A 26,153-nucleotide genomic window follows, 5' to 3' on the forward strand; every position below is an offset into this window, starting at 1 on the left:
GCTGAGAAGCCTTTAAATGCCCATCGGCATCAGTACTATGCGAAAAAGTTAAAAATAAAAAATCTCGACCTGGAATGGTGAACAACGTGGTAGAGTTTCTTGGACTCCTTGGGGAGGCATGGGGAAAGTTCGAAGAGACCAAATGGCTCCTGCCGGTGCCGCTCGTGATGAGTCTGATGGACTACGACAAAGTCATCAGAACCCTGCACTTGGGAGGTTTTCATTTTGGAATTCGCTTTCCACTTCCGGAACCCTTGCCGACCCTCTGGAGCTTTGTATCCCTGCCCGCGGGAGCACCTGGTACAACGTTTTCACCAGAGGGCATCCTGTTCACGGCGCTCCTCGTTCTCTTCGGAAGCTATCTCCAAGCCGGCTACGTCGGAAGCATTAGGGACGAGGTTCTTATGCGGGAGGGCCGATTCCTCAAAAACGCGGAGCGGGACTTTCTTGAGTTCCTCCAGTTCAACCTGATGATGTACGCCGCCGTGACTATCCTAGTCCTCTCACTCATAACCGTACCGTCCATGTTTCTCCTGGCCTTCCTGGCGCTCCTCGTATTCCTCTACGCCGTCTATGGAACACCGTTTCTAATCTCAATCCTCGGGCTCAGGTTTCGTGATGCTCTGGTGGAAAGCCTGAACCTAGCGAGAAGGGGTGGCGAATATCTGGACTACGCCCTCAAGTACCTCGCCATTGGGGCAATGATTTCAGTCCCGCTGACGTTCATCGCGACGAATGCAGGGGTGTTTGGCCTCACGGTTGGTCTGTTTCTGGTGGCTCCAGTATCCCTAACGCTGAGCATAGCCACCGTCCTGTTTTTCATTGACATTACCTCAAAGTTCTCGGACTGGGAGAAAGCCTTAAATACTCTGGACGTCAATTATACCTCGAAGTTCGATGCATCGAGGTGAGGGGCATGAGTGATTTTATCATAACGACCACCGAGAAGATTCCGGGCTACCGGGTGATCGAGGTCAAAGGCCTCGCGAGGGGCGGCATAGTCAGGGCCACCCACGTCGGGAGGGATATAATGGCCTTCTTCAAGAATCTCAAGGGAGGCGAAGTTCAGGAGTACACCCAGATGCTCGCGGAGGCTAGGGAGGAGGCACTGAGGAGGATGGTGCTCCACGCAGAGGACATGGGTGCCAATGCCGTCGTGGGAGTCCGCTTCATGACCTCAGCGGTGGCCTCGGGTATGGCCGAGATATACGCCTACGGCACGGCGGTGGTCGTTGAGAAAGTCGAGGAGGAGTGAGCATGTACCTCCTTCCTTTCCCCATACTCGGCGGGCTGCTGGCGTGGGCAACGATTTACTCCCTTGGCTTTGATAAGCAGAGGTGGGGGGAGTTTGTTCTCGGTTTGGCGGCGTTCTTCATAGCGATCATCATCCAGAACCCCGTCCAGCAGCTCCCGCTCCTCGGGGTGGGGATAAAGTCCAACGCGGACATCATAGCAAGGGGAACCGCGTTCACCGTGGGTGTTTCGATATGGCTCGGTCTCATCGCTGGAATAGCACAGGAAGGAGCGAAGTACCTTCTGGTAAAGGGAAAAAGCCTGAACACAGGACTTTTCCTCGGTCTGGGCTTCGGAATAACGGAGGTCTTCGTTATAGCCGGAGCTGCTCTCGCGGGTGCGCTGGCGACGGGAGAGCCCCTCGACGTCCCGCTAAGCGCGGCGCTCGCCTCGATGGTGGAGCGCTACTTCGTCGTCCTCTTCCATGTGGGGACGGGAATATACCTCGCGTATGCCTACAGGGAGGGCTACGGAAGGACGGGCCTCCTGGCGATGATAGGAATCCACACGGTCATCGATTCGATGGCGGCGTACTACCAGCTCACGAAAAGCACGCCGGTAATGTACGCGGTAGAGTTTATAACCGCCCTCGTCGCACTGGGTCTGTTGTACCACACGATTCCAAAGGCGAAACTCGAACTCCCGGAGGAAGAGGCCGCCCTGTGGTGAACGACGTGCTGATGGACAGGAAGGAGAGGGCTCTCAAAAAGCTGAGAAAGGACCTCCGTTCGGGGCTGTACTCGTACCTAGTCCTCCTGCTCCTGGAGAAGGAGGAAGAACTCCACGGCTACGCGATACGGAAAAGGCTTGAGGAATTGAGCGACGGTCGAATCGTGCCGAGCGAGGGGGCACTTTACGACATCCTTAAGAGCCTGAAGAAGCTGGGCCTCATCCAGGACGCCTGGGCGGAGGTTGGGGGGAGGCCGAGGAAGTACTACTCCCTGACGAAGCTCGGAAAGAACGTTCTGGAGGACATGAAGAAGGATATACTGGCCATAAGGGAAATCCTTGAGAAGCTTGAGGGGGAGTGAAGGGGAAAGGGTCGGAGCCATCGTCTCACGGTGAGGGAGGATGAACGGGTATGGGCTCCTAAGAATCCTATATGGACTGTTCCTCGGCCTTTTTCTCATAATCGCCGGAATCCTGACGTTCACCTCCAAGGGCGAGCCCGGGATAGGCTTCAGGATAGGGTACACCTACCTCTCGGAGCGGGCGCGGAGAAAAGCCAACCGCGTTTCAGGAATCGGAACGATTTTGACGGGGATAGCGCTCGTCCTCCTCTCGCCTTTCCTCCCGATGCCCTGGCCCTTCGCCGTCATAATCGCCGGCCTCGGCGGAACCCTTCTGCTCGCATACCTCACGGCAAAGCGCGAGTACGAGCTTGAGGAGCTCTCAAAGGAGGCGCCGGAGAAACCGGGGAGGAGGATAGAACCTCCAAGGGTCGGAAAGTACATCACCCTCCAAGCATTCTTCGCCGGCCTTTCCTTCGTGCTCCTTCTCGCTGGAAAACTCCCGAGGGACCCGGGGGTCGTACTAATCGCAATCCTCCAGCTCTTCCTCCTCGCGCTTACAGTCTTCGTTTCCCGGCCCCTCGTCTTCCAGCTCGCCCCCAAGTTCAATGGAAAGATGGCGCTCGGCTTCGCGAGGGCGATGGCGGCGGTTTCGGCGATGGTAGTGCTTCAGCTGGCGGTTGCGGCCTTAAATCCCAAGGCGAGCCCGCTCCTTGTAATCCTCATGCTCCTCATCTCCCTCGGTGCGGTATTCTACGCGGCCTTCACAGCTTTGACGAGCGCCTACGAGGAGGGTTACTATTAAAAGGGTCGCATATCAACCGACCGGAGGAGGATGGAGGGGGCTCGCTACCTGAGAACCTTCATGGATCCGAAGAGCGAGGTTGCTCCGAACAGATTCATGGGACTGCGCTCCTTCTTGGCAGAATTGGCAGGCGTTGGAAAGGTCCTCTTCGGGGAGGCGGGGATAATAAGAAAAGGCGAGCACGGCGTCGTGAACGTCGGGAACATCGTCTACCCTCGCAGACCCTATAAAACGTAGTACTGCGGTCTCCTGTCCTTGAAGACGTCGTTGAGCTCGTTTAACTTTTTGTTCCTTACCAGCTGGAGGTCCACCTCGACGACTGCAACCTCCTCTTTACTCTCGCTCCCCATTGCCAAGACCTCGGCCTTCGGCGAGGCTATCGTGCTCTTGCCTATGAACCTGAGACCCCTCTCTTCACCGATTCTGTTGGCGGTTATCGTGTAAATGCGGTTCTCCAGTGCCCTAATCGGCATGGCCCTCGGGGCGTAGGGCATGACGAGATTGCTCGGATGGGCGATTATCTCGGCACCCTTCAAAGCTAAAGTTCTCGCGCTCTCGGGGAAGAACCAGTCGAAGCATATCATCACCCCGACCTTCGCAATGCCGATGTTGAAGACATGAAAACCAAGGTTGCCCGGCTCAAAGAAGAGCTTCTCGCGATAGAAGAGATGAACCTTGCGGTACTTTCCGATGTAGCCGCTCCCTATCGGCCCGGTCATCACAGCCGAGTTGTAGAGTCTTCCCCTTTCGTCCTTTTCGGCGGTTCCGGCGACTATGAACACCCCCAACTCCATCGAAAGCTCCATCAGAAACTGCGTCGTTGGCCCATCGGGAATCTGACCCGCAACCCCGTCAACCTCCTCCCGGCTCTCGAAGTTGTAGCCGGTATCAAAAAGCTCGGGCAGAACGACGAGCTGGGCACCCTCATCGACCGCCGCACGGATCAGCTCCTCGGCCTTGGAATAGTTCACCTCCGGCTCAAGAAGGACCGGTTCCATCTGAACGTAGGCGACCTTCATGCTACCACCGCCCTAACATTGCCCGCGGGATAGATAAGGTTAGCGGAAGGTCTTTTCAGGCCTAATGTCAAAAGGTACGGAAAAATAGACCCACTATTGTTCTGTAAATCCTATTGCGATAGGAACAACAACGCATTTGTAGTAAGAACCCCATATATTTACTGAATGGCAGCAAGAAGAGCTGGGAGGCGTGGAAAGTTTGGAAACTCGGAACCTGCTCTCACACGGCTTTTTGGGGCAGTTGGGGCAGCCAGGCAGCTTTTCGACGGTTCGAAGGTAGCCGGCCCTCCTCCATGGAAAAGCTTAAAAAGGAACCGCTGGAGCTATGGCTGGAGAGAAAGTCAGGGGTGATGATCATGAAGAGGCGCCCGAGGAAGTGGAAGAAGAAGGGAAGGATGAGGTGGAAGTGGATCAAGAAGAGGATCAGGCGCTTGAAGAGGCAGCGCAGGAAGGAGCGCGGACTCATCTGATGCCCTCTTCTTATCCTTTTGCCCGGTGGTTCCATGTACTCTTTTGAATCCTTTGAACGGCTCTCACTGGAGATTGAAACTCACAGGGGAAGAACTCTCCTGATAGCCGACCCCCACATCGGCTTCGAACTGTCCAGGGGGCTGAGGATACGAACCCACTTCGAGGAGAGCCTCGCGGAGTTCATAGCCGAAAAAGACCCCGACCTGCTGATTCTGCTCGGCGACCTTAAGGAGCCGATAGGTATGAGCTTCACGGTTAGGCGCCTCCTTATGGGCTTCTTCTCCGACCTCCAGGGGATACCCACGCTGATAACCAAGGGGAACCACGACGGCAGGATAGAGGAGGTGGCCGAGAGGTTTCCCGACGTTGAGGTCGTCGAGCATGCCCTCATCGGAGACCTTCTGTTCCTCCACGGGCACACGAACCTCCCAGGGGTGGAGTTTTCGGAGGCCTATCTGGGCCACATACATCCCGCGTACACGTTCAGGAGCGGGGGTACCTCCAGGAAAACGAAGGTCTTCTTCAGAGTGGGCGAGTTTCTAATCCTCCCAACGGTCAACCCCTTCATTGAGGGCTTCGATGTGCGGCAGGGGATAAAGATGGTGCCTTTTTTGAAGAATTCCAAGGAGGGGGAAGCATTCCTCCCCGAGGGCATCTACCTGGGGCGTGTTCCGCTCTAGGAACAATGAACCGCCGTTTTGTCCCGCCGGCGGGGAAAGTTTATTAAGGTATGAAGGTAATACTTCATAGGTGGGATAAAAGTATATCAGGTGACCCGGAGATGAGCGACGTCTACGAGAGACTTGAGGCGCTGCTGCGTTCGCTTGGGGTTAAGAAGACGGAGCTGAGGATATACCGCCTCCTCCTTGAAAAGAGGGAACCCATGAGGATAACGGAGATACAGAGAGAACTTGGCATAAGCGAGCGCTCGGTGAGGGAGCACGTCCTGAGCCTGTACCGCAAGGGCATACTCAGGAGAAGGCTCATCGAACAGGGATGGCTGGGCTACGTCTACACCGCCGTCTCGCCGAGTGAGGTTCTGGAGCACCTGAAGGAGAACCTGATAAAGAGGATAAACGAAATCGAAAAGGAACTCAAGAACTCCTCCAAACAGAGGAACTAGAGCCGCTCTATAACCCCAAGCCTCTCCAGCAGGGTTAGGAGCTTCTCCAGCTTCTCTTCTTCGACCTCCCCGAACTCCTCCTTCAGCGCGCGCATCGCATCGTCCCTCGGAAGGAGCTCGCCGAGCATGAGAAGCTCGTGGAGGTGCACCAGCGTTCTCCTGTCCTTCGTCAGCTCCCTGAACTCCTCGTAGGCTTTTTCGTCGATGCTCCTTATGAGCGCACCCGATATCTGACCTTTTCTAACCCACCGCATCCAGGGCCTCCTCTCGAAGGGATGGCCGCTCTCGATGCCTAGGAAGTGCGAGTCCCTGGCCAGACCCATCATGACGAGCTTCTCCGCGTGTTCGGTGTCCCTCTCAAGGGAGAGCTCACCGAGGTACTTCATGGCGTAGCCGCGCGCAAAGCGCTGGAGTTCCTCGGTTTCGGCCTTGGCGAGCGCCAGCGCGGTTGCCAGAACGGCCCTGCCTATAACCTCCACGGTGGTTTTGCTCACCTTCTCAACGGTGTCTTCACTGGAGTGGTAGAACCTGTCCGGCCAGGTTATCGGCATCACCGACGGAACCCCAAAGAAGTTGAAGACGTCGTGGTCGCTGCCCATCTCGTAGGGGTAGCTCTTGAGCTTTAAACGGGGTATTGGACTTCCCGAGAAGCTCTTTCCTTCCCGATTGGCCAGCCCGAGGAAGTACTCCAGAAGGCCGGAAACCACCGAGAACCTTGACAGGGGAGTCCTTACGAGCATTATCGTTGAGCCGGCCCTGTCCTCGCTTCCGGCCACCATGTCGAGGTTTATGACGGCGTAGTACCTGTCCAGCCCCGCGTAGTTCTCCACGAAGGCCTGGGTTCCGTAGTACTCGGGAATCCACAGGAAGGCGAAGCCGAAGCGGAAGGACTCGTCGTAGAGCCTTCCCAGAACCCTCGCGAGCTCCATCAGCATGGCGCTTCCGGAGGCGTTGTCGTTGGCACCGGGCCTGGGATGGCAGATGTGGGCGGTGAAGAGAAGGAACGGCTCCCTTCCTATCTCCGCGTAGAGGATCGGCAGAACCTGACGCTCGTTTATCTGGGTCTCAACTTCAATCCTCGCCTCAACCCTCTCGCCGGAGTTCAGCTTTCCAACGATGCCCTTTGCCAGGCTTTCGGGAACGGCAACGGCGGGAATCTTTGCCCATTCCAGGTCATCCTCGGAGAGGAAAAGGCCGATGTATGGAATCGCATCTCCGGTTCCCTCGCGGTAGGCGATGAAGCCCAGGGCACCGGTCTCATTGGCCTTTCTGTAGGCGTCGCGCCATTCCTTTCCTACCAGGACTATCTTCCCCTCGGCGTTCTCCCAGTCCTTCTCGCTGGCTATGTGCACGACCTCACCCTCGGCATTTCCGCTCGGCGAGTGGGCCATGACGACGAGGGGGCTCTGGGAAGTAGTCAGGGTTTTCTCCAGAACCTCCACCCTTCCGTGCACCAGGTCCCATGCTATGGGGGACTTAAGCGTTAGGAACCACCTTTTTCCATCGTAGAACTCCTCGTAAAGCTCCGCGTTGATTCCACATATCCTTAGCTCCTCCCGGATGAAGCGAACGGCCTCAGGGAGCTCCTTTGAACCCTGTATCCTGTGGAACTGGCTTATCTCGGCTATGTAGTGCAGAACGTTCGAGGGGTCGAAAACCCCGGCTTCGTTTAAAAAGCGTCTCATGGCTATCCCCAGTAGTAATTGGCCGATGGATATTTAAGACATTCCATTTTTCTTTTGAAAGCCCAGCCCTTTGGGGCGGGGAGGAGGTCAGTCGCGGGGACGGAGCATCTTTGGAAAGTCTAGGTGCCGCATAGAGTCCAGGATGTCGGGGGGAAGGAGAATCCGGGTGGTTTCGAGAAACCGGGCGAACTCAACGCGCCTCAGCTCTTCCTCCGGAACCTCCTTCTCCTCTGCCCTCGGCTTGACCTTCGGTCTGGGCGCCTTCTCGGTGACCCTGCCCTTCTCTATGAGGCTTAGATGTATCTCCTCCTCACGTTTTTTGGCACCCTCCGCCTTACCGCGTGCGTACGCCTCCCTGACGAGGTCGTAGATTTCCAGTCCCTCGGCCTCAGTGTACAGCTCTTCCTTCATGTTCCTGACCCATTCGGCCCAGTCGCTGTGTCCCTTGTAGCCTATGAAGTATCCAAACTCGTAAGCCTCCTTGATGAGCTTTTTCGCTCTCTCCCTGTCGGCTTTCATCGGAATCACCCGCTAAAACGGCGCCTCCGGGTACACCCTTACACCCTCGTCCGTGAACCGTATCCTCTTGAGGTTGCTGTCGTGGGGGACTCCGTGCATCTTGAGCACCTGAAGCGCCCGAATCATCTGGTAGTTGCGCATGAAGTGGTGGAGGACTATGACACCGTCGGTGAGGTAGTACTCATCGGTGTATTTATCCGAGCTCAGCATCTCGGAGATTATGACGGTCGTTATCTCAAGGGAGTACAGCTTCCTCATGAACTTGCCGATGGCCACCCGCTTATTCTCCGAATCCACCACGGAGCACTCCAGCGATGTAAATGAGTCTATGACAACCCGCCTTATGTTCTCCTCCCGCTTTATGATCTCCAGAATGGCATCCAGAACCTCGTCCCAGGTGAACTTCTTCCCTGCCCCAAAGAGAATCTCGCCAAAGTCATAAAGAATTATCCGCTTGGATTGAACGTATCCGAGCAGTCCAAAGTTGTATCTTAACATTTCCTGGGTTATCAGATTGGGGTTTTTGAACAGGGATATGAACAGTCCCCTCTCCCCGTTCTTTGCTCCCTCCACGAGAAACTGGATGCCCAGGGTGGTCTTTCCGCTACCGGGGGGGCCTACAATCAGGTAGGTCCTGCCGGGCAAGAATCCACCGCTGAGAACGTCATCAAGCCCTGGAACGCCGGTTGAGACCCTGTCAAGGCTCTTGAGGAGTTCTCCCACGTACATCACCACTCCCTCCACAGAAAGGGTAGGGCGTCCTGGTATTTAAAGGTTAAAGTGACCGCCAGTATCGGGGAATGATGAACAGTTCGAAAGGAACGGGGGACGCTATGTAACTTCACGGCATAGGAAAAGTTAAAAAATCATCTGTGTGGGCGTTACAGATTTAACATTCAAAATTGGAATAAAATCGCACTGATTAATGTTATGACCAAAAAGTTATAAGTGTTCAGGATTATTACGCAACGTGGAAGCTATGCGGCGCAAGCTCTTTGGGTTCATAATCCCGTGGTTCACCGCCGGCCTCCTCATTCTGGAGGACTACCTCAACCTCCCCTGGTTCTTCAGGAAGCGCGTTTGCCTCGGAATCACGGACGTAGAATGGAGCCTGCGGTGCCACGATTTCTTTGACCTGCTCTTCCTCGCTCTTCCCCTCGTCGCCGTGGCACTGGTCACATGGCTCCTCAGAAGACGATGGAACGCGGACGGGCTTTCACTCTTCACCAGTACTGTCGTTCTGGGAGTTCCAGGAATCCTGGCGCTTTTTATCATTATCGCGGTGGCGGTGTCTAAAAGGCTCCCCACCGGAATCGGGGAGGAGTTCACCATCTTTGTGCTCTTCGTGTACCTGATGACACTTGTGGGAGTCGCCGCGGGGGCGTTAGCCCCACGTCACGTGCCTGTTGACGATGAAGCGCACGGCGAATGAAACGACTATCCCGATCAGGTTGGAGATAAGGTAGTACAGTCCCATGTAGACGAGACCGGCGTAGATGAGCCACTGAACAACGGCCCCGGTTAAAGCCGCCATGTGAAACGTGAGGAGCCTCCTCCAGAGGGGCTTTCTCCTGATGTCCTTGAACGTCCAGAGGTCGTTCCAGGTGAAGTTGTTCAGTATCGCCAGCTCTGTCGCCGGAACGTTGGCGAGTATCTTATCCCATCCGAAATCGGAGACGAAGAGCCAGAGAAAGCTCTCGTTGACGAGAACACCCGAGAGGCCGACGAGGGTGAATTTAACGAGCCTGTCCAGCTCTCCCTCCCAGCGCATGAGCCTGTAAACGTGCCGGAGGTAGTTGAGCATCGTCCTCGTACCAAGCTTGCTCTCCCCGGCTTTCCTGAGACCGAAGGTGAAGGGAACCTCGGCTACCTTCCCGTATTTGCCCTTGATCAGAATCTCCATAAGGATTTTAAAGCCGACCGGATTCAGGTCTACACCTTCAACGACCTCCCGTCTGAGGGCGAAAAAACCGCTCACGGGGTCTTTGACGTTCCTTATTCTGGGCAGCGCGAGGCGGCCTATCATTATGGCACCCCTGGAGATGAGCTTCCGGTACCAGTACCAGTTCTTCACGCCGCCGCCCGGAACGTACCTGCTCGCTATCGCTATATCGGCGCCGTTTTCAATGGCCCTCAGAAGCTTGGGAATAACCTCCGGTGGATGCTGAAGGTCGGCGTCCATGACAACGAAGATATCTCCAGAAGCCTCTCTAAACCCTCTTATAACGGCCGAGGAGAGGCCCTTCTCCTCGGTGCGGCGTATCACCCTGACGGGGTACCTTTCACCCAGCCCCTGGGCAAACTGCCAGGTTCCATCGGGAGAATCGTCGTCAACGATGATGATTTCGTAATCGTGACCCTCAAGCGCTCCCTGAATCCTATTAAAGAGCTCCTCAAGGTTCTCTCTCTCGTTGTAGGTGGGAACTATCACGCTGATTCTCAAGGGGCTTCCCTCCACCTTCATCAACTGTTCCGTAAACTTTATAAGTCCTGCGACTGCCCTTATCAGCGGGCATGGGGCCGTGGGGTAGCTTGGCCTATCCTTCCGGCTTCGGGAGCCGGGGACCCGAGTTCGAATCTCGGCGGCCCCACCACAACAAACTTTTGCCCTGCAAAAGTTTGACCAAAAGATTGTGATTCTTTTTGAGTGGTCATGTTAGTGGGTTTTTGTTTTAGTGACTGTGCGCACGATTGATTCTTGCCCTCATGATGAGAAGGTGTTCTTTTCGCCGGCCTTTCTTAAAGGCTGCAGGGCAAAGCTTATAAAATCTCCCCACAGTTATCCCATCGGATGTGGGCCGGTAGCTCAGCCTGGTTAGAGCGCGGGGCTTTTAACCCCGTGGCCGCGGGTTCGAATCCCGTCCGGCCCGCCAGTAATACAAACTTTTGCTCTGCAAAAGTTTGATGAAACTTTGTAGCGCAAAGTTTCCTGTACTCTCAAACCCCCGAAGTAGGGCTGCGCCCACGTTAAGAAACTTTGAGCAGGTAAAGTTTCCTGTGGTGCGAAAGCTACTTAAAGGTTTTTGGGTAGCCTAATCAGGTGAGGTCGTTGGAGGTAAGCAAGAGGGAAGAGGAGTACCTTGAGACCATGTACATCCTTCATAAAAATAAGGGGATCATCCGCGTCAAGGACATCGCCAAGATGATGCGCGTCAAGCCGCCAAGCGTGGTGGATGCTCTGAAGAAGCTCTCGGAAAAGGGCCTGGTGGAGTACGAGAAGTACGACAGGATTCTGCTAACGGACGCCGGCAGGGATATAGCCGAGGCAACCTACTCGAAGCACCTGCTCCTCACGCAGTTTTTCATTGACATTCTGGGCATTCCGCCGGAGATAGCCGAGCACGACGCATGTCAGTTCGAGCACTACGTCAGCGAGATAACCGTGCGGAGAATAAGGGAGTTTGCCCAGTACATACAGGAGCAGTGCCCCTACGTTCTCAAGCAGTTCATCAAAGAGAAGCTTGCAGAAAACGCTGAATCCAAATGACTCTCAACTTTTGCCGTTCTCTGATTAAAAGAAAATGGAGTCAGAAGACTCCGCCGAGGTAGGCGAAGTAAGCCACGAATATCAGAGACAGGGCATACATCAGTGGGTGTATCTCGTCCTTTCTGCCGCTGAAGAGCTTGAGTATCGTGTAGCTGATGAAGCCGATGCCTATTCCGTCCGCTATCGAGTAGGTGTAGGGTATGGTTATGAGCACGAGAAATGCCGGGATGGCCTCTGTGTGGTCGGCGAAGTTCACCTCCCTGATGGCGCTGAGCATGTAGTAACCGACAATGACGAGGGCTGGAGCCGTTGCGAAGGCTGGTATGGCCTGGGCCAGCGGCGCTATGAACAGGCCTATTCCGAGGAAGAGCAGTCCCGTGACGAGCGCAGTCATTCCAGTTCTTCCGCCCTCCTCTATTCCGGCCGCGCTCTCGATGTAGGTCGTGACGGTTGAGGTTCCTAGGACCGCTCCGACGGTCGTGCCTATGGCGTCCGTTAGGAGTATCTTCTCGGCGTCTGGAACCTTTCCGTCCTTCGTGAGGAATCCTGCCTTGGCGCTCAGGCCAGTAACCGTTCCCAGGGTGTCGAAGAAGTCCACCATGAAGAACGCGAATATCACTCCTATCGCACCGACGTTGAGGAGGCCCTGGAGGTCCATCTGCATGAACGTGTAGCTGATGTCTGGGGTTGAGAACAGGTGCTCGGGCCAGGGGGCGGCCCCAGTGATCCAGCCAATGACGCTGGTGACTATGATGGAGATGAGCAGCGAGCCCTTGACGCGGAGCGCGATGAGAACCATCGTGAGGAAGAGCCCGAAGAAGAAGAGCAGTATCGGTTTGCTGGTCAGGACTCCTGTGTTGAGTCCGGTGAACTTGAGGGTTCCGATGAGGTTTATCTGGTCGTTGATCACGAGTTCGGAGCCCTTAGGCCCGACGACCTTGGCGGAGAGCAGGCCGATGTCGTTGAGGCCTATGAAGGTCAGGAAGAGGCCTATACCGGCTCCGATTGCGTACTTCTGGCTTATGGGTATCGCGTGGATTATCGCACTCCTCACCTTGGTAACGCTGAGGACTATGAACACCAGACCCTCTACGAAGACCGCCGCGAGGGCGACGCGCCAGTCGTAGCCCATACCTAGGACGACGCTGTATGCGAAGTAGGCGTTCAGTCCCATTCCCGGCGCGAGGGCGAAGGGCTTCTTGGCGTAGAGGCCCATCAGAATGGTCGCGAAGCCTGCAGCTAAGGCCGTAACCGCCACGAGTGAATTGAAGGCCTCTTTACCCATGGCATCGCTGAGGATCGCTGGATTCACGAAGAGGATGTACGCCATCGTCATGAAGGTGGTAACGCCCGCCAGGATTTCGGTCTTCATATCCGCGCCGTGCTTCTCAAACTCGAAGTAGTTCTCGAACCATCCCATGAGCTTCACCCCTGGTTTGACTTATCCCTGCCTAATAACTTGGTTTTTTAAAGATTTTTTGACATAAAAATGTTAAAGAAACGTGGCGGGGCAGGGGAAGGGCTGGCCTTTTCCCCTGGAGGGCGAGGCTTTCAAAAGGTAATGTTGGGTGGGCCGACCCTCAATCCCCATCACCCACCGCGGTGAAACCTTCCGCGTAGGCTTTCACGACTTCCTTTTCCTCCGCGAGTATCATGAGAACCCTGACCAGGTCCAGACCCTTCACCTGGGCGAACTCCACGTAGAGGTATTCGTCGCCCCTGCGGTATAGCTTGACGCTGAGGGGCTTGAAGCAGTCGTTTTCCCTGGGTGTGGTCCAGAGCTCGCTCTCCTCGAAGCCCTGGGCTTTAATGGAAGCCTCAAACCTCTCGGCCAGCGTTTCTATAGGGCAGGTGCAGGTGGCTTTAAGCTCCACCGGAGTCTCGAAGAAGATGTGATAGTCCCTGAAGTCCGTCCAGGTCTTGGTCGGCGTCAGGACGGTAAATTTCCAGGTTGCGTTGGCCGTTGGAATGAACTGGACCGCGAAGTAGGCCTTTCCCGGCGGCAGTTCCAGCCACCGCCCGTTTCCCTCTCCCCAGCAGTCCCTCGCCTGTTTCGGGGGTGTTTCGTTCCTTAAAACCGCCTGGTAGAAGGATTGCCCGCTTTCCCTTCCTACCAGGGCCATTGTAAAGCCGCCCATGGAGCAGGGTACCGTCAGGTTGAACTTCTCCGGCCAGTAGATGAGGTAGGCGTTCCAGCCCTCCGGTGGGGAGGTGAGGTTCATGTGGGGGTAAACGACGAACCAGTCCTTCAGTGTGATCTCAGAACCGTTGGTCACCTCAGTAATTCTGTTGTCTATCCACCCGCCGATTAGGGCATTTTTTGGGGCCTTGGAGCTGACTTTGAGGGAGCATTCAACGTCCGAATGGTTCATCGGTGAGTTTTCCTCCCGTGCACTTGGAGGGGAGCTATCCCCTGCCAGGACCGCAATGATCGCCAGCGCAAGAACCAGCAATAGCGCGCCAGCAAGGGCCCTCTTCACTATTCCCACCGGCTTTATATTCGGGGTTCTCCTATTTAATTCTTTCCATACCTAATGGTGGAAGTTTTAATGGCACTGAGTTAAATCACATCTCATTCCGCTTCGAGCACCGAGAAGCTCCTCACCTCGACGTCCACCCGCTCGGGCATCGTCTCAACGCCGAAGGGCAGCTCGTCGAGGAAGCGCTCCGCGAGGATTACCTCCCCTCCAATCCCGAGCCTTAGCCTTATCCTGCCGGGCAGGAGTTCGTAGTCGATGATTTCAGCGGTATCGCCGGGTGTTACGTAGACGCTCTCCGGCCTGAAGAATACCCTCACTTTTCCCTCCCTTCCGACGTCAAAGCACAGTTTGCCGAGGCAAGCCCTTCCGTTCTCGGCTTTAAGCTCCAGTATGTTGCTCAAACCCAGAAAGCGCGCCACGAACTCGGTCTTTGGACGGTAGTAGAGCTCCAGCGGTTTCCCTACCTGCTCAACGTGGCCGACGTTCATAACCGCTATCCTGTCGCTTATCGCCATGGCCTCCTCCTGGTCGTGGGTAACGTATATCGTCGTTATGCCGAGTTCGCGCTGGATTCTCTTTATCTCCCCCCTAAGCCTTTCCCTTATCTTGGCGTCGAGGTTGCTCAGCGGCTCGTCCAGGAGAAGAACCTCCGGCTCGACGACCAGAGCCCTCGCGAGGGCAACCCTTTGCTGCTGGCCGCCGCTCAGCTGCTCCGGATAGCGGTTTTCGAGGCCCTCCAGACCGACCAGCTCAAGCGCCCACCTTACCCTCCTCTCTATCTCCGCCCTTGGAAGCCTCTTCATCTCAAGGCCGAAGGCGATGTTCTTGAAGACCGTCATGTGGGGAAACAGCGCGTAGTCCTGGAAGACTATGCCTATCCCGCGCTCGTAGGGAGGTAAATCGTTTACCCGCCTTCCGTCGAAGAGTATCTCACCCCTCTCCGGCTTTTCAAAGCCCGCTATCATCCTCAGCGTCGTCGTCTTTCCGCAGCCGCTCGGGCCGAGGAGCGTGAGAAACTCGCCGTCCTTAACTGCCAGCTCGCTTATCTCAAGCCGAAAATCCTCCCACTCCTTGAGGACTTCCTTCAGTTCTACCCTCACCATACCTCCTCACCTATCCTCTCGATTATCAGAAAGCTGAGCGTTGAGACGGCCATAAGAAGAACAGCCAGGGCCGAGGCTGAGCCGAACTGCCTCGCCCCGAGGAACTTGTATATGGCCACAGTCATCGTGGTGTACTCCGGTTTGGCCAGCATGTAGGTCGCTCCCAGCTCGGCTATGCTTATGGCGAAGGCGAATATCGCGCCGACGATGACCCCACCGAGCGCCAGCGGAAGCTCCACCCTCAGGAAGGCCTTCCACTCCTTGGCTCCCAAGCTCAGCGCCGCCTCCCAGAGGTTCGGCTGTATCTTCTTCAGGGACGTTGAAACGGCACGGAGCACGAAGGGATAGGCTATGACGGTGTGGGCGGCTATGATTATCCAGGCGGTGAAGTAGAGGGGCGTGGTGTGGAAGACCCTTATGTATCCCAGACCGAGGGTTATGGCCGAACTCGCCAGCGGGAGCATCACCAGGACGTCGAAGAGCCTCTTTCCCCTGAAGTTCCACCGGTGGAGGGCGTAGGCTATGGGAAGTGCCACGAGAACAGATAGGACTATCGTCGCCAGACCGAATGTGAGTGAGTTCCTTACCGCGTCAAGCGTTGTCGCCCCGAACATCGGGTTGTACTCAGTCGAGAATATTCTCTTGTACCATTCGAGGCTCCAAGCATCGTTGAAGCGCAGGGAGTCGTAGAGGACAGCCAGGAGCGGGGAGACTATGAAGAGAAAGACGATTAGGGAGTATATTCCAACGAGCAGGCCCTTGAGGCTCAGCCAGTCGCGCCTCGTGAAGGGGCGGGGCTTTCTAAACACGCGTTGCTCCTCGCGCTTGGCGTAGGCATCGAGCGCCCTCAGGTAGAGGTACATGAAGCCCATGCTGAGGAGTATCTGGATTATGGCCAAAGCTGAGCCTGTCTTGAAGTCGAGGAGCACCATTATCGAGGTGAAGATGTCCACCTCTATCGTGGCGTACTGGTAGCCGCCGATGATGAGGGGGATCGAGAAGCTCAGGAAGCAGAACACGAAGGTGAGCATCGCCGAGGCAAAAATCGCCGGGGATATCATCGGTAGGGTAACCTTGCGGAAGAGCGTCCAGCCCCTCGCCCCCAATGCCATCGCGGCCTCCTCGTAGTGGGGATTCACGCGCTGCCACAGCGACGAGACCATGCGTATAACTATCGGAAAGTTGTAGAAGGCGTGAGCTAGGAGAATGCCCTTCCAGGAATAGATTATGCCCAGATCGCGGCCGATGAGGCCGGTTATGAAGCCGCTCTTTCCGAAGAGGAGTATGTATCCCAACGCGACCATCACGCTGGGCATGACGAACGGGACTGTTAAGACAGCCTTTATGGTGCCCTTCCCCGGAAAGTCGTACTTGGCGAATATGTACGCCCCTGGAAGGCCGAGTGCCAGGGTAAGGAGGGTTGAGGCTATCGCCTGCCCTATCGTGAAAAGGATGACCCTCCTGTGGTAGTCGTTGGCCAGAACGGCGGAGAGGTGTTTGAGGGTGAAGCCGTTCTCCCAGAGGCCGGTTTTTAGAATACTGACTAACGGGACGTAGAAGAAGATGAGGAGGAAGGCCAGAGGGATGAGCAGGAAGAGCTTCGAAGGCTTCACCCTCATGGGCAAAACTCGGTTTTGGGGGTTTATAAGTATTGATTGGGCAAGGTTGTTAAATCCGGCATGCTATTTATCACCGGTGATACCATGAAGGCTCCCGAGCTGGGAATAAGGATCGGGCTTCACCCTCACGGAAAAAGGAACTCAATAGCGGATTTGGGCGTTAAAGTCGGTCACTCAACGATAATCGATGGAGACGACATCAGAACCGGGGTTACCGTTCTGCTTCCTCCCGTCAAGAACCCCTACAGGGAGAGGCTTTTTGCCTCGACTTTCGTCATGAACGGCTTCTCCAAGCCGATAGGCTTCGTCCAGGTCGATGAGCTGGGCTACATTGAGACACCCATAGCGTTAACCAACACGCTGAGCGTCTATACGGTCGCGAACGCTATGGTCAAGCACATGATCGAGCTGAATCCGGAGCTTAGGAGCGTCTCCCCGCTCGTGATGGAGTGCAACGACTCCTACCTGAACAACATAAGGAAGCTCGCCGTGGGGGAGGGGCACTACTTTGAGGCCCTCAAAAACGCGAAACTCGACTTTGAGGAAGGCTCGGTTGGCGCCGGCACCGGAATGAGCGCCTTCGAGTTCAAGGGCGGCATAGGCTCATCGTCGAGGGTCGTTGAAATCGGCGGCGAGGAGTATACGGTTGCTTCCCTCGTCTTAGCGAACTTCGGCAGGAGGGAGGACCTGACGATAGCAGGGGTCCCCGTTGGCCTTGAGCTGAAGGACTACCCGGGCAGGGGAACCTCCGGAAGGGGGAGCATCTCGATGGTGGTTGCCACGAACGCTCCCCTGACAGCGAGGCAGCTGAGAAGGCTGGGGAAGAGGGCGGTTGTCGGGCTCGCGAGAACCGGGGGCTACGCCTACCACGGGAGCGGCGACGTGGTTCTGGCCTTCTCCACAGCCCAGACCGTTCCGCTGGATAAGGAGGCCCATCTGCTCAGCTTCCTGCCCGACAACGCTCTGAGCCGGCTCTTCAGAGCAGCCGCCGAAGCCACTGAGGAGGCTGTAATCAACGCGCTCCTGCAGGCCAGAACCGTCGAGGGAAACGGACACGTGAGGTACGCACTGCCCCCTGAGCGGGTTTTGGGGATACTCAAAAATTATGGGATGGGTGGGCGGGCCCTCATATCTCCTCAATCTGCGGGATGACCTCTTGGGGGCCGCCCTTCAGAACAACCTTTCCGGCGGCTATGACCACTACCTCATCGGCAAAGCCGATAAGGGGACGCCATATATGGGATACTGCCACGATGTTCAACCCCTCATTCGCGAGCTTTCCGAGCGTCTCCGAGACCTCCTTTATTCCTTTGAAGTCGAGGTTTGCAAGGGGCTCGTCCAAAAGGACTAACTCGGGTTTTCCGATGAAGGCTTGAGCCAAAGAAAGCCGCTTCAGCATACCCGCGGAGTACTCGCCAATCCGCCTGTCAAGAAAACCCGTAACCGAGAACATTTCAGCACTCTCCAGAACGTCGCTCTCATCGGCTCCCTTGAACCTTGCAATGTACTCAAGCCACTCCCGCCCGGCCCTGTGCTTTGGGAGTGACGGCGGGTCAAAGGAGACGCCGAGCCTGGACTTGACCCTTTCGTTGCTCCACGGAGCCTCGCCGAGAACCTCAATCCTTCCCGAGCTTGGCCTGTAGAGGCCCGCGCACAGGTTCAGGAAAGTGCTCTTGCCCCCGCCATTCGGGCCGAGGATAAGGGTGAATCCCTTCCCAATCTCTACACTGACCGAGTCAAGGGCCACGAGCTTTCCAAAACGCTTGCTCAGGTTTTCTGCAGTGATCATCTTCTCACCTCCCTAAAAAGCAGTAATGCGAGCAGTATCGCCGAAGTTCCGCCGATAAAGTATTTTATCTCCAAAATCCGCTTTGATGGGTACTTTGAAGTCATCCTGTACGCTAAGGTGACCGGGGCATAGTAACTCGTTACCTGAGCGAAATAATAACCGGCGTGCTCAATTTTTAAGTACCCGTTGAGCTGACCCTTTGGAGTCTCGTTGATGAGGAACCTGTTATCCTCTGGGTCGTAGAATGAAACGCTGTAATTCGCGCCCTTTCCGGCGTTGGTCGTCACGCGAAGGACACCTGCTGAGGGAAGCACAAAACCTCTCTCCTGGCTTACAATGCCGGAGGTCGATGTCCTGAGGGCCTTTTCCTGGAGCGGAAATGAAAGGAGGGTGAAGAGCAGCAGGGCTAGGAGGAACGCTTTTATGAGCCTCACGAGACATCCCTCCATTCGCTCAGAACGAGCGTGAGTGATAGAACGACCAGCGGGAGCAGCAGGCCGGCGTAGAACGTCGTGTTGAAGAAAACGCTCAGCTTCTCTCCGGGATCCCAGAACACGGCGTGCGCCTTTACGAGTCCGTCGTTCAAAATCCTCGGGGGCAGGAATTCCCAGTCAAGAATCTCCGGGATGTACATTACTGTAATCCCTCCCAGGATCGATGCGAACGTGCCGGGGCTCAGGAGAGCTATTAGGGACGACAGGGCCGACACGTACAGGGATGCTTCAAGCCAGTACATGAGGTGTATGAGCAGGTAACGCTGACCGAGCATTCCCTCCTTAATCATGCCGGGGCTGTCTCCGTAGGCGTAGATGTAGGCAACAAAAGCCGCACTGAAGGCTGAGAGGAAGAGGACGGTGAAGACCGTAATGAACTTCGCTAGGATAACCTCGTAGTTCCTGACGGGAAGGGAGTAGACGCTCTTTGCAACCCGCGTGTCTCTGTCGTAGCGGATGGTAAGGGATGCAAGGAGAACGCCGGTAATGGCGAAGATTGCGGAGGACTTATCGGAGAGTCCAGGGAAAAGTATGGCCGTCCCCGCGGCCGCCTGCTCCCTGGCCATCTCCAGGCCCATGGGCATCACGTTCGCGTTAATGCTGAAGAGAGTGGTGTAGAACGTCACCGCGAGCAGGATGAAGCTGAAAACAAATATGAGTGCCACGTAGGGATCCTCCAATTCCCACTTCAGCTGTTCTTTGACGCGTCCCATTCGCTCACCTCCGCCTGAGCAGGAGTAGGGTAATCCCAAAGACTAAGACGAGAACGAGGAGCTTGAGCTCCACTCCCTTGCCGGTGTCCAGCAGTGAAGCGCTGGAGGGGCGATCACTTGAGGTTGTGGATGTTGGAGTAATCGCAGGCGCACTGCTGGTCGTTCGCTCCTGTTTGATTTTTTCAAGGGTCAGCGTTACGCTGGCGTTCTCCCCGGCTTCTAGGTAAACTCCAGCACTCGTGTTCTCGTAGCCCTCCAGCGACGCAGTGACAACGTAGTGGCCGGGGGTTAGGGTTAGCCTGCAGGGACTGGCGCAGGCCTGGTTCCCGACGCTAATCCTTGCTCCAGCTGGCTTTGTGTCGACAACTAGAACTGGGAGGGGCTTTAGGATTACTCTCAAGGTTCTGGACTCGTTTGGGGTGAGGAGTACGCTGAGGTTCTCTGCGACGTAGCCATTGGCCGATACTAGAATCTGGTGCTCACCAGGCGAAAGCGTCACACTCGTGTTCTTGACCTGCTCGCCGTCAATGGTTATTGAAGCGTTCTCGGGGGTGACGTTGAGGGTGAGAGTCGCGGGGAGGGGCTTAAGCGTGAGGTTAATCTCTTCCCTCCCCGGGATGCTGAAGCTCTCCACAGCACCGCTACCGTTGAGAAATGCCGTTGCGGTGTAGTTTCCGGTGGGCAGGTAGAATGTGGCGGGAGAAGTGCCCCTGACGAGGACGGCGCCGCTGATGACGAGCGATGCTCCCTCCGGATCCGTTCTAACCGTTATTCGGTGGAGCTCTACTTTCTCCTCGGTAACGCGCACCAGGTCACGGGCGCGCTTGAGATTGTAACTTATTTTGTACCTCTCCTTTGGTTTGAGTTTGACAACTGCCGTCAGAAGAGTGTGGTTGACGCCGACGCTTAGGTTGTAGGTGTCAATCCTTGGAATGTGCTCTATTCTTATGACGTCCCCGTCCGTACTCGTCCCCGTGACGTTGTACACATCGCGGGGAATCACCGGCAGGATTACGGTAAACGGGGTCGTCATCGAGGCCGCACTGGCATTGAAGACGTAGCCCTTAACGTACTGTATGTCAGAGGCAACGCTGACGGCGGATAGGGGAGTTATAAAGCTCGCGTTCTTGAGTACAGCACCACCACCAACACCAAAGGGCCCTGCAATCGTATGGGAGACGTACTCAAGCTTCCCGTCTATGTCCTGCGTGCCGTCCCTGAGATAGCAGGGCATCACTGTGTCGTTGATTAGGAGCTTTGCAACGGTGCTCCCGATGTCCATTAAGGTCATGGGGAAGGGCCTGTCTGTGTAGTAAAAGGGGCTCCAGCCGCCTCCGCATCCCCGCCCAACGCCGAGGCTTGGCGTGGAGTTGTAAACGGGGTAGTTCTTCCACTGGTCGTACGTCACTTTAACGCCGAGGATTGTGAGGTTGCCCTCAACGAGCTCCCCCGGGTTTCCCTTCCTGAACTCCACCTCGACGAGCTTTGAATGGTTCACGAAGACTCTCGCCTCGAGCTCAACGTCTCCTTTCACTCTAACGGTGTAGTTGCCGGCGGGGAGGACTAAGGCAACCGGAGCGGTAAAGGTGCCCACCCCATCAATTGTGACTTTTCCCGCTCCCTTTATGCTCAGGACGCCGTATGCGATGTTGCTGGCATTGACGGCGGGCAGTAGGGAGAGCAGGAGGACTCCAAGCAGGAACAGTCCCTTCAACTTCACCTCTTCCACCTCCTTAAGAGCGATGCGGTTAGAATGACGAGCCCGAGTAGCAGGTAGTACTTAAGGGGCGTGTCGGGGGCTTTGCCAGTCTGTTCTTTGGGGAACTGGATGTTTGTTTTATAGAGAACGAACCCGTACGGCCAGTACTCCTTTGAAAAGTCCAGCTTTTTATTCATTTTGGCGGAATAGTAGTTGGATATCCCCCCGTTTATTATTCCAAGGATATAAAGTTCCGGCCAAGGTGCCGGCCATATGCCAATGGCCACCCCAGTGTCTAAGTCATAAATGGTGTTTGTTATTAAGGACGCGCTTAGATAGCCCTTCCGCGAGTAGATTAGTGGTGGCTGGTTTGATTTGACCTCAATGAGAGGGGGATAAAAGGTTTTGATGAAGGTTAAAGCTTTCCGTCTATCTTCAAACGTCACGTTCTCCACCAGGAGGTCATGGGAGATAAAGCCGTATTTTTTGAGAAGCGACGCCCTGAAAAGCAGAGTCTTCTTCCCTGGGAGTTCGTAGGGGAGGATAAAGAATGAAGGCCTGCCAATTTGAGTGCCATTAAAATAATAATAGCCGTCAGTAAAGTTCAAAAGTAGCTTTCCTGTTAACGTAACGTTACCGAGATTGCACCAGGGGATTGTAGTGTTATAGAGCTTTAAGGTGATTTTAATCACCGCGGAGGAGTTCGTGACATTAACTATCCTAAAAGTCAAGAGCAACTTGTCGGTTACAACCGGATCACCAACATGGCCAGACTCTAAGAGCACACGTTTAACATCCTCGCACTGCTCATCACTGGAGTTGTCTATCCCCTCAAGCAGTGCTTTCTTATTCTTTTCCGACATAAGCTCTGTGAAGAAAAATAAATCGTTAACACCCTTCTTTGTATTGCTGGCAAAAACTACGTATGTGACATACGTCCCGTTCTTGAACCAGGAGGGCGGAGTGAGGGCACTAACCAGGGGGGATAAGAGGAGGATGAGCAGGAGGGGGATGATTTTAACGGCTTTCACTTCCGCACCTCCCTTAACTTCAAAACTCCGACGATTCCGAGGATTGCAAGACCAAGGAGGAGGTAGTACTTGAGAACAGTATCGGGAGCCTTGCCGGTCTGTTCCTTGGGGAACTGGATGTTTGTTTTATAGAGAACGAACTCATACGGCCAATACTCCTTTGAGAAGTCAATTTTGTCGTTTAGTTCAGCGGAATATGGGTTGAAATCATCCCCTTCCACTATCCCGATGGAGTACAGTTCAGGGTATGGGAAGCTCATGTCAACCGCTACCCCTGTGTCTAAGTCGTAGAGCGAATCAATTCTAAGGGAGGAGCTCAGGTAGCCTGCCTTCTGGTAGAGTATCGGCTTCCTGCTTGATTTTGCCGCTATGAGGGGCGGATGGAAGGTTCTAACGAAGGTGTGGACGAGTTTGCCCTCCTTGAAGGTTACGTTTTTAACGGTTAAATCCTCTACGAGCTGGAAATCGTACTTCCTCAGGAGGGAGGCCCTATAGAGCAGACTACCCTTCTCAGGGAGGCTGTAGGGAAGGATGAAGAATGAAGGTCGACCTATTTTAGTGCCGTTGAGGTAATAATAACCGTCGGTGAGGTTCAACAGGATTTTTCCTTGGAAAGTTAGAGATTTGAGGGTGCAGTAAACTGTTGGACTGACGTTCATCATTTTCAGCGTTACGAGGATTACGGCGGTGGAGTTAGTAACATTGGTAATGTTGAACGTCACAAAAACGGGGCCATAAACGTGAAAGCAGTCCCAGATTGAACGGTACCGCGGGCTTTCTATCTCCTTCTTAAACTCAATGCAGTCCTTCGAACCATTTTCAAGCGCATTCATAAAAACCTCCCAATCCCTCGCAGGGAGTAGTGCTGGGATGTAAGTGGGCATGAGTATGGGCATGTCCTTGTACCTCTCCTTCCCTGGGAAAATCGCGTACGTCACGTACGTTCCGTTTTTGAACCAGGAGGGTGGAGTGAATGCACTGGCCTGGGGGGATAGGAGGAGGAAAATGAAAAATGCGGGTAATGTTTTAAAGATTCTTACTCTCCATTCCAGGCCCTTGGACTTTTGTTTCATTTGTTTACCTCCTTTTTAGTGCGAAGATCAACCCAAGGATTATCAAACCAAGGAGGAAGAGCTTTAAGGCGGTAGAATGTTCGCTGGAAGCGTCCGTTGAGAAGTTTGCTCCTTGGGTGGGAGTGGCCGGTGAGGTGGTGCCGGGGTTTGAATGTGTCATTGTCTTCTGGGTTTTAATGGGTTTGAGAGTTATTGAGACGTTCTTGCTCTCTCCTGCGGTTAGGTACACGAAAGCAGTCTCGTTCTGGTAACCCTTCAGAGAGACCTCGACGGTGTAGCTTCCGGGCTTTAGTGTAAGCTTGCATGGGCTCGTGCAGGTGGTGTTTTTGATCCTGACGAGGGCTCCAGCGGGTTTAGTTTCAATCCTAAGGGAGGGAAGGCGCTTTAGGGCTACCTTCATGTTCTTGGACTCGTTTGGGGAAAGCACTATGGAGATATTGTCTGGTACGTACCCGCTGGCTGAGGCGTAAATCCAGTGCTCGCCGGGCGAAAGCGTCACACTCGTGTTGTTGACCTCCTCGCCGTCGATGGTTATTGAAGCATTCTTGGGGGTAATGTTGAGGATTAGCATCGCGGGTAACGGCTTCAGGGTGAGTTCAACTTTTGAAGTCTCCGGAATCGAAAAGTTCTCTACTGCTCCGCTCCCGTTGGTGAATGCCGTCACCTTGTAGTTTCCTTTTGGTAGATACAGTGTTGCGGGGCTTGTGCCATTTACCACCAAAATCCCGTCCGTGATGATAAATCTAGCGTTCTCGGGTTTTGTGGAGATTCTGAGATTGTAGAGTTCGGCGGGTTCTTCTTTAACTGTTATTAGCTTCTTTGCGGTTTTCAGGTGGTACTTGATTGCGTACTTCTCCCTTGGTTTGAGTTTGACAACCGCCGTCAGAAGAGTGTGGTTGACGCCGACGCTCAGGTTATAAGTGTCTATCTTTGGAATATGGTCTATTATAAGGGTACCCCCGTAGTAATCCACGGCGGTGACGTTGTACACATCGTGAGGAATCACGGGCAGGATTAGGGTGAAGGGAGTCACCATCGAGGCTGCACTAATGTTGAACAGGTACCCCTTTGCGTACTGTATGTCAGAGGCAACGCTGACGGCAGAGAGGGGCGTTATAAAGCTCGCGTTCCTGAGTGCAACGCCAACAACACCAAAGGGCCCTGCCAGGGTGTAAGAGAGGGAAGGCATCACTGTGTTGTTCAGGAGGAGTTTGGCCACACTGTTGCCCACGTCCACGAGACTCATTGGGTATGGAACCGTGGTGCCATAACCTGCCCCTACCCCGTAGCCCCGTTTAATGCCGAGGCTTGGTGGGGAGTTGTACTTTGGGTAGTTCTTCCACTGGTCGTACGTCACTTTAACGCCGAGGATTGTGAGGTTGCCCTTAACAAGGTCGCCCGGGTTTCCCTTTCTGAACTCCACCTCGACGAGCCTTGAAGAGTTCACGAAAACCCTCGCCTCAAGCTCGACGTCTCCCTTCACTTTAACGGTGTAGTTTCCGACGGGGAGGACGAGAGAGACAGGGACTTTAAACGTCCCGATTTCCGGAACGGTGACCTCATCCACGTCTCCACGTATACTCAAAATGCCATAGGCTGGTTCATTAGCATCCACAGGGGTAATTGCCATCAGCGCGAGCAGGAGGACTCCAAGCAGGAACAGTCCCTTCAACCTCACCTCTTCCACCTCCTTAAGAGCGATGCGGTTAGAATGACGAGCCCAAGGAGGAGGTAGTACTTGAGGACAGTATCCGGGGCTTTGCCAGTCTGTTCTTTGGGGAACTGGATGTTTGTTTTATAAAGAACGAACCCGTACGGCCAGTACTCCTTTGAAAAGTCCAGCTTTTTGTTCATTTTGGCGGAATAGTAGTTGTACTCTCTGACAGTCACGATACCCAAAGCGAGGAGTTCCGGAGAGGTTATCGGCTCAAGCGACGTGGCAACACCCGTGTCGAGGTCATATGTTGCGAAGGAAATGCCCGTAAGGGAGATTCTGTGTTTTGTGCTACTAAGGTAGAACTGGGAATACCTGACATAAATGTGGGGGGGATAAAACTTTTTTACAAACGTGTGGATAACCTTATCCGAAAATGTCTGGATGACTTCTTCCCCCTTAAAACTGACGTTTGCAATTTTAATGTCATTGCAGGTGAAACTGTGTTTTCGGAGCAGGTCTGTGGTTACAAAGAGTTCGTCCTTCTCTGGGAGGCTGTAGGGGAGGATGAAGAAGGAAGGCCTGCCCAGTTTAGTGCCGTTGAGGTAGTAGTACCCGTCGGTGAGATTCAGGAAGAGCTCTTTCTCCAGCGTGACGTTACCGATGTTGCACCAGGGGATTGTGGTGTTGTGGAGCTCCAGGGTGACTTTAACAACCGCGGAAGAGTTGGTGACATTGGTCAGATTAAATGTAAGGAGCATTTTGCCGCTCACAAGGAGGCTCACTAGGCCCTCGGGCCTGTCGAAGTATTCCCTCACATCAATACACTCCTTGTCACTTTCATTGAGCTTACCAACTATCTCCCTCAGGTTTCTCTCGGAGAGGAGGGAGGTGAGAACATCAACTCCATTGAAAGCATCACTGTCAGAGTAAACTACGTATGTAACATACGTCCCGTTTTTGAACCAGGAGGGTGGAGTGAAGGCACTAACCGGGGAGGAGAAAAGAATAAAAATGAAAAGGATGGGTGACGTTTTAATGACTCTCACGGTCCATTTTTGGTCTTTGGATCTTCTTTTCATTCGT

The 26,153-nt window shown here is 54.6% G+C and carries 28 protein-coding genes and 2 tRNA genes; 13 read left to right on the forward strand and 17 right to left on the reverse strand.

Translation table 11 applies throughout. The features are described 5' to 3' along the window. Positions 1 to 77 precede the first annotated feature (77 nt). Genes E3E51_RS07175 through E3E51_RS07200 form a run of 6 tightly spaced genes read left to right on the forward strand, consistent with a single transcriptional unit; the run spans position 78 to position 3,345 of the window. Positions 78 to 911, forward strand: a complete 834-nt coding sequence (locus tag E3E51_RS07175) for a hypothetical protein (protein ID WP_167912463.1) — start codon at positions 78 to 80, stop codon at positions 909 to 911. Between the two features lie 5 nt (positions 912 to 916). Next, entirely contained in the window at positions 917 to 1,255 is a 339-nt protein-coding gene (locus tag E3E51_RS07180) for a heavy metal-binding domain-containing protein (protein WP_167912464.1), read from the forward strand. A 2-nt stretch (positions 1,256 to 1,257) separates the two neighbouring features. After that, positions 1,258 to 1,962, forward strand: coding sequence for a YhfC family glutamic-type intramembrane protease (locus tag E3E51_RS07185; RefSeq protein WP_167912465.1), 705 nt, complete (start codon positions 1,258 to 1,260; stop codon positions 1,960 to 1,962). A gap of 5 nt (positions 1,963 to 1,967) precedes the next feature. Beyond that, complete coding sequence (locus E3E51_RS07190) at positions 1,968 to 2,324, forward strand: PadR family transcriptional regulator (RefSeq protein ID WP_167912466.1); 357 nt, start codon at positions 1,968 to 1,970, stop codon at positions 2,322 to 2,324. Between the two features lie 40 nt (positions 2,325 to 2,364). Continuing rightward, positions 2,365 to 3,108 (forward strand): SdpI family protein, encoded by a 744-nt coding sequence (locus tag E3E51_RS07195; protein ID WP_167912467.1) that lies wholly within the window; start codon positions 2,365 to 2,367, stop codon positions 3,106 to 3,108. 30 nt (positions 3,109 to 3,138) lie between these two features. After that, the gene (locus E3E51_RS07200; RefSeq protein WP_167912468.1) at positions 3,139 to 3,345 is read left to right on the forward strand and encodes a hypothetical protein; all 207 of its coding nucleotides are present in this window, start codon (positions 3,139 to 3,141) and stop codon (positions 3,343 to 3,345) included. On the opposite strand, the gene E3E51_RS07205 is transcribed toward E3E51_RS07200, so the two are convergent. Continuing rightward, complete coding sequence (locus tag E3E51_RS07205; protein WP_167912469.1) at positions 3,333 to 4,127, reverse strand: nitrilase; 795 nt, start codon at positions 4,125 to 4,127, stop codon at positions 3,333 to 3,335. The genes E3E51_RS07200 and E3E51_RS07205 overlap by 13 nt on opposite strands. Positions 4,128 to 4,630: 503 nt before the next feature. Between E3E51_RS07205 and E3E51_RS07210 the strand changes: the two genes are divergently transcribed. Beyond that, the gene (locus E3E51_RS07210; protein WP_167912470.1) at positions 4,631 to 5,278 is read left to right on the forward strand and encodes a metallophosphoesterase; all 648 of its coding nucleotides are present in this window, start codon (positions 4,631 to 4,633) and stop codon (positions 5,276 to 5,278) included. Between the two features lie 101 nt (positions 5,279 to 5,379). Continuing rightward, on the forward strand, positions 5,380 to 5,721 hold the full coding sequence (locus tag E3E51_RS07215; RefSeq protein ID WP_167912471.1) for a transcriptional regulator: 342 nt from the start codon (positions 5,380 to 5,382) through the stop codon (positions 5,719 to 5,721). Here E3E51_RS07215 and E3E51_RS07220 read toward each other — a convergent pair. The 3 genes from E3E51_RS07220 to E3E51_RS07230 form a co-directional block, all read right to left on the reverse strand. Next, the gene (locus E3E51_RS07220; RefSeq protein ID WP_167912472.1) at positions 5,718 to 7,406 is read right to left on the reverse strand and encodes a DUF4910 domain-containing protein; all 1,689 of its coding nucleotides are present in this window, start codon (positions 7,404 to 7,406) and stop codon (positions 5,718 to 5,720) included. The two genes, E3E51_RS07215 and E3E51_RS07220, sit on opposite strands and share 4 nt — an antisense overlap. Before the next feature lie 87 nt (positions 7,407 to 7,493). Then, the gene (locus tag E3E51_RS07225) at positions 7,494 to 7,925 is read right to left on the reverse strand and encodes a hypothetical protein (RefSeq protein WP_167912473.1); all 432 of its coding nucleotides are present in this window, start codon (positions 7,923 to 7,925) and stop codon (positions 7,494 to 7,496) included. 12 nt (positions 7,926 to 7,937) lie between these two features. Then, on the reverse strand, positions 7,938 to 8,669 hold the full coding sequence (locus E3E51_RS07230; RefSeq protein WP_346765954.1) for an ATPase domain-containing protein: 732 nt from the start codon (positions 8,667 to 8,669) through the stop codon (positions 7,938 to 7,940). Positions 8,670 to 8,895: 226 nt separating this feature from the next. Between E3E51_RS07230 and E3E51_RS07235 the strand changes: the two genes are divergently transcribed. After that, positions 8,896 to 9,357, forward strand: coding sequence for a hypothetical protein (locus tag E3E51_RS07235; RefSeq protein ID WP_167912474.1), 462 nt, complete (start codon positions 8,896 to 8,898; stop codon positions 9,355 to 9,357). On the opposite strand, the gene E3E51_RS07240 is transcribed toward E3E51_RS07235, so the two are convergent. Beyond that, positions 9,310 to 10,368, reverse strand: coding sequence for a glycosyltransferase (locus tag E3E51_RS07240; protein WP_167912655.1), 1,059 nt, complete (start codon positions 10,366 to 10,368; stop codon positions 9,310 to 9,312). The two genes, E3E51_RS07235 and E3E51_RS07240, sit on opposite strands and share 48 nt — an antisense overlap. A gap of 73 nt (positions 10,369 to 10,441) precedes the next feature. On the opposite strand from E3E51_RS07240, the gene E3E51_RS07245 reads away from it, so the two are divergent. The 3 genes from E3E51_RS07245 (at position 10,442) to E3E51_RS07255 (ending at position 11,412) form a co-directional block, all read left to right on the forward strand. Beyond that, positions 10,442 to 10,519: transfer RNA gene (locus tag E3E51_RS07245), tRNA-Pro, on the forward strand. Positions 10,520 to 10,720: 201 nt separating this feature from the next. Continuing rightward, positions 10,721 to 10,798, forward strand: a tRNA-Lys gene (locus tag E3E51_RS07250). Positions 10,799 to 10,974: 176 nt separating this feature from the next. Beyond that, a complete protein-coding gene (locus E3E51_RS07255) occupies positions 10,975 to 11,412 on the forward strand; it encodes a metal-dependent transcriptional regulator (RefSeq protein WP_167912656.1) in 438 nt (145 codons plus the stop codon). Between the two features lie 40 nt (positions 11,413 to 11,452). Here E3E51_RS07255 and E3E51_RS07260 read toward each other — a convergent pair whose 3' ends face one another. The 4 genes from E3E51_RS07260 to E3E51_RS07275 form a co-directional block, all read right to left on the reverse strand. Further along, positions 11,453 to 12,832, reverse strand: coding sequence for an NCS2 family permease (locus E3E51_RS07260; RefSeq protein WP_167912475.1), 1,380 nt, complete (start codon positions 12,830 to 12,832; stop codon positions 11,453 to 11,455). 160 nt (positions 12,833 to 12,992) lie between these two features. Continuing rightward, positions 12,993 to 13,901, reverse strand: coding sequence for a hypothetical protein (locus tag E3E51_RS07265; RefSeq protein ID WP_346765955.1), 909 nt, complete (start codon positions 13,899 to 13,901; stop codon positions 12,993 to 12,995). 83 nt (positions 13,902 to 13,984) lie between these two features. After that, complete coding sequence (locus E3E51_RS07270) at positions 13,985 to 14,995, reverse strand: ABC transporter ATP-binding protein (protein WP_167912476.1); 1,011 nt, start codon at positions 14,993 to 14,995, stop codon at positions 13,985 to 13,987. After that, positions 14,989 to 16,614, reverse strand: coding sequence for an iron ABC transporter permease (locus tag E3E51_RS07275; RefSeq protein ID WP_167912477.1), 1,626 nt, complete (start codon positions 16,612 to 16,614; stop codon positions 14,989 to 14,991). Before E3E51_RS07275 ends, E3E51_RS07270 begins: the two co-directional genes overlap by 7 nt. Positions 16,615 to 16,698: 84 nt before the next feature. On the opposite strand from E3E51_RS07275, the gene E3E51_RS07280 reads away from it, so the two are divergent. After that, complete coding sequence (locus tag E3E51_RS07280) at positions 16,699 to 17,766, forward strand: P1 family peptidase (protein ID WP_167912478.1); 1,068 nt, start codon at positions 16,699 to 16,701, stop codon at positions 17,764 to 17,766. Here E3E51_RS07280 and E3E51_RS07285 read toward each other — a convergent pair. The 8 genes from E3E51_RS07285 to E3E51_RS07320 form a co-directional block, all read right to left on the reverse strand. After that, a complete protein-coding gene (locus E3E51_RS07285) occupies positions 17,741 to 18,403 on the reverse strand; it encodes an ABC transporter ATP-binding protein (protein ID WP_167912479.1) in 663 nt (220 codons plus the stop codon). The two genes, E3E51_RS07280 and E3E51_RS07285, sit on opposite strands and share 26 nt — an antisense overlap. Continuing rightward, positions 18,400 to 18,837: a hypothetical protein gene (locus tag E3E51_RS07290; protein WP_167912480.1), complete on the reverse strand. Its 438-nt coding sequence runs from the start codon at positions 18,835 to 18,837 to the stop codon at positions 18,400 to 18,402. The genes E3E51_RS07285 and E3E51_RS07290 overlap by 4 nt, the downstream gene beginning before the upstream one ends. Continuing rightward, positions 18,834 to 19,610, reverse strand: a complete 777-nt coding sequence (locus E3E51_RS07295) for an ABC-2 transporter permease (protein ID WP_167912481.1) — start codon at positions 19,608 to 19,610, stop codon at positions 18,834 to 18,836. Before E3E51_RS07295 ends, E3E51_RS07290 begins: the two co-directional genes overlap by 4 nt. Positions 19,611 to 19,614: 4 nt before the next feature. Further along, entirely contained in the window at positions 19,615 to 21,330 is a 1,716-nt protein-coding gene (locus E3E51_RS07300) for a PEGA domain-containing protein (RefSeq protein WP_167912482.1), read from the reverse strand. After that, positions 21,327 to 22,340, reverse strand: a complete 1,014-nt coding sequence (locus tag E3E51_RS07305) for a hypothetical protein (RefSeq protein ID WP_167912483.1) — start codon at positions 22,338 to 22,340, stop codon at positions 21,327 to 21,329. Before E3E51_RS07305 ends, E3E51_RS07300 begins: the two co-directional genes overlap by 4 nt. Continuing rightward, on the reverse strand, positions 22,337 to 23,278 hold the full coding sequence (locus E3E51_RS07310) for a hypothetical protein (protein ID WP_167912484.1): 942 nt from the start codon (positions 23,276 to 23,278) through the stop codon (positions 22,337 to 22,339). Before E3E51_RS07310 ends, E3E51_RS07305 begins: the two co-directional genes overlap by 4 nt. 139 nt (positions 23,279 to 23,417) lie before the next feature. Next, a complete protein-coding gene (locus E3E51_RS07315; RefSeq protein ID WP_167912485.1) occupies positions 23,418 to 25,091 on the reverse strand; it encodes a PEGA domain-containing protein in 1,674 nt (557 codons plus the stop codon). Then, on the reverse strand, positions 25,088 to 26,149 hold the full coding sequence (locus E3E51_RS07320; RefSeq protein ID WP_167912486.1) for a hypothetical protein: 1,062 nt from the start codon (positions 26,147 to 26,149) through the stop codon (positions 25,088 to 25,090). The genes E3E51_RS07315 and E3E51_RS07320 overlap by 4 nt, the downstream gene beginning before the upstream one ends. Positions 26,150 to 26,153: the final 4 nt, after the last annotated feature.

The sequence above is a fragment of the Thermococcus sp. 21S7 genome, assembly GCF_012027615.1.
In the GTDB taxonomy this organism is placed as follows: Archaea; Methanobacteriota_B; Thermococci; order Thermococcales; family Thermococcaceae; genus Thermococcus.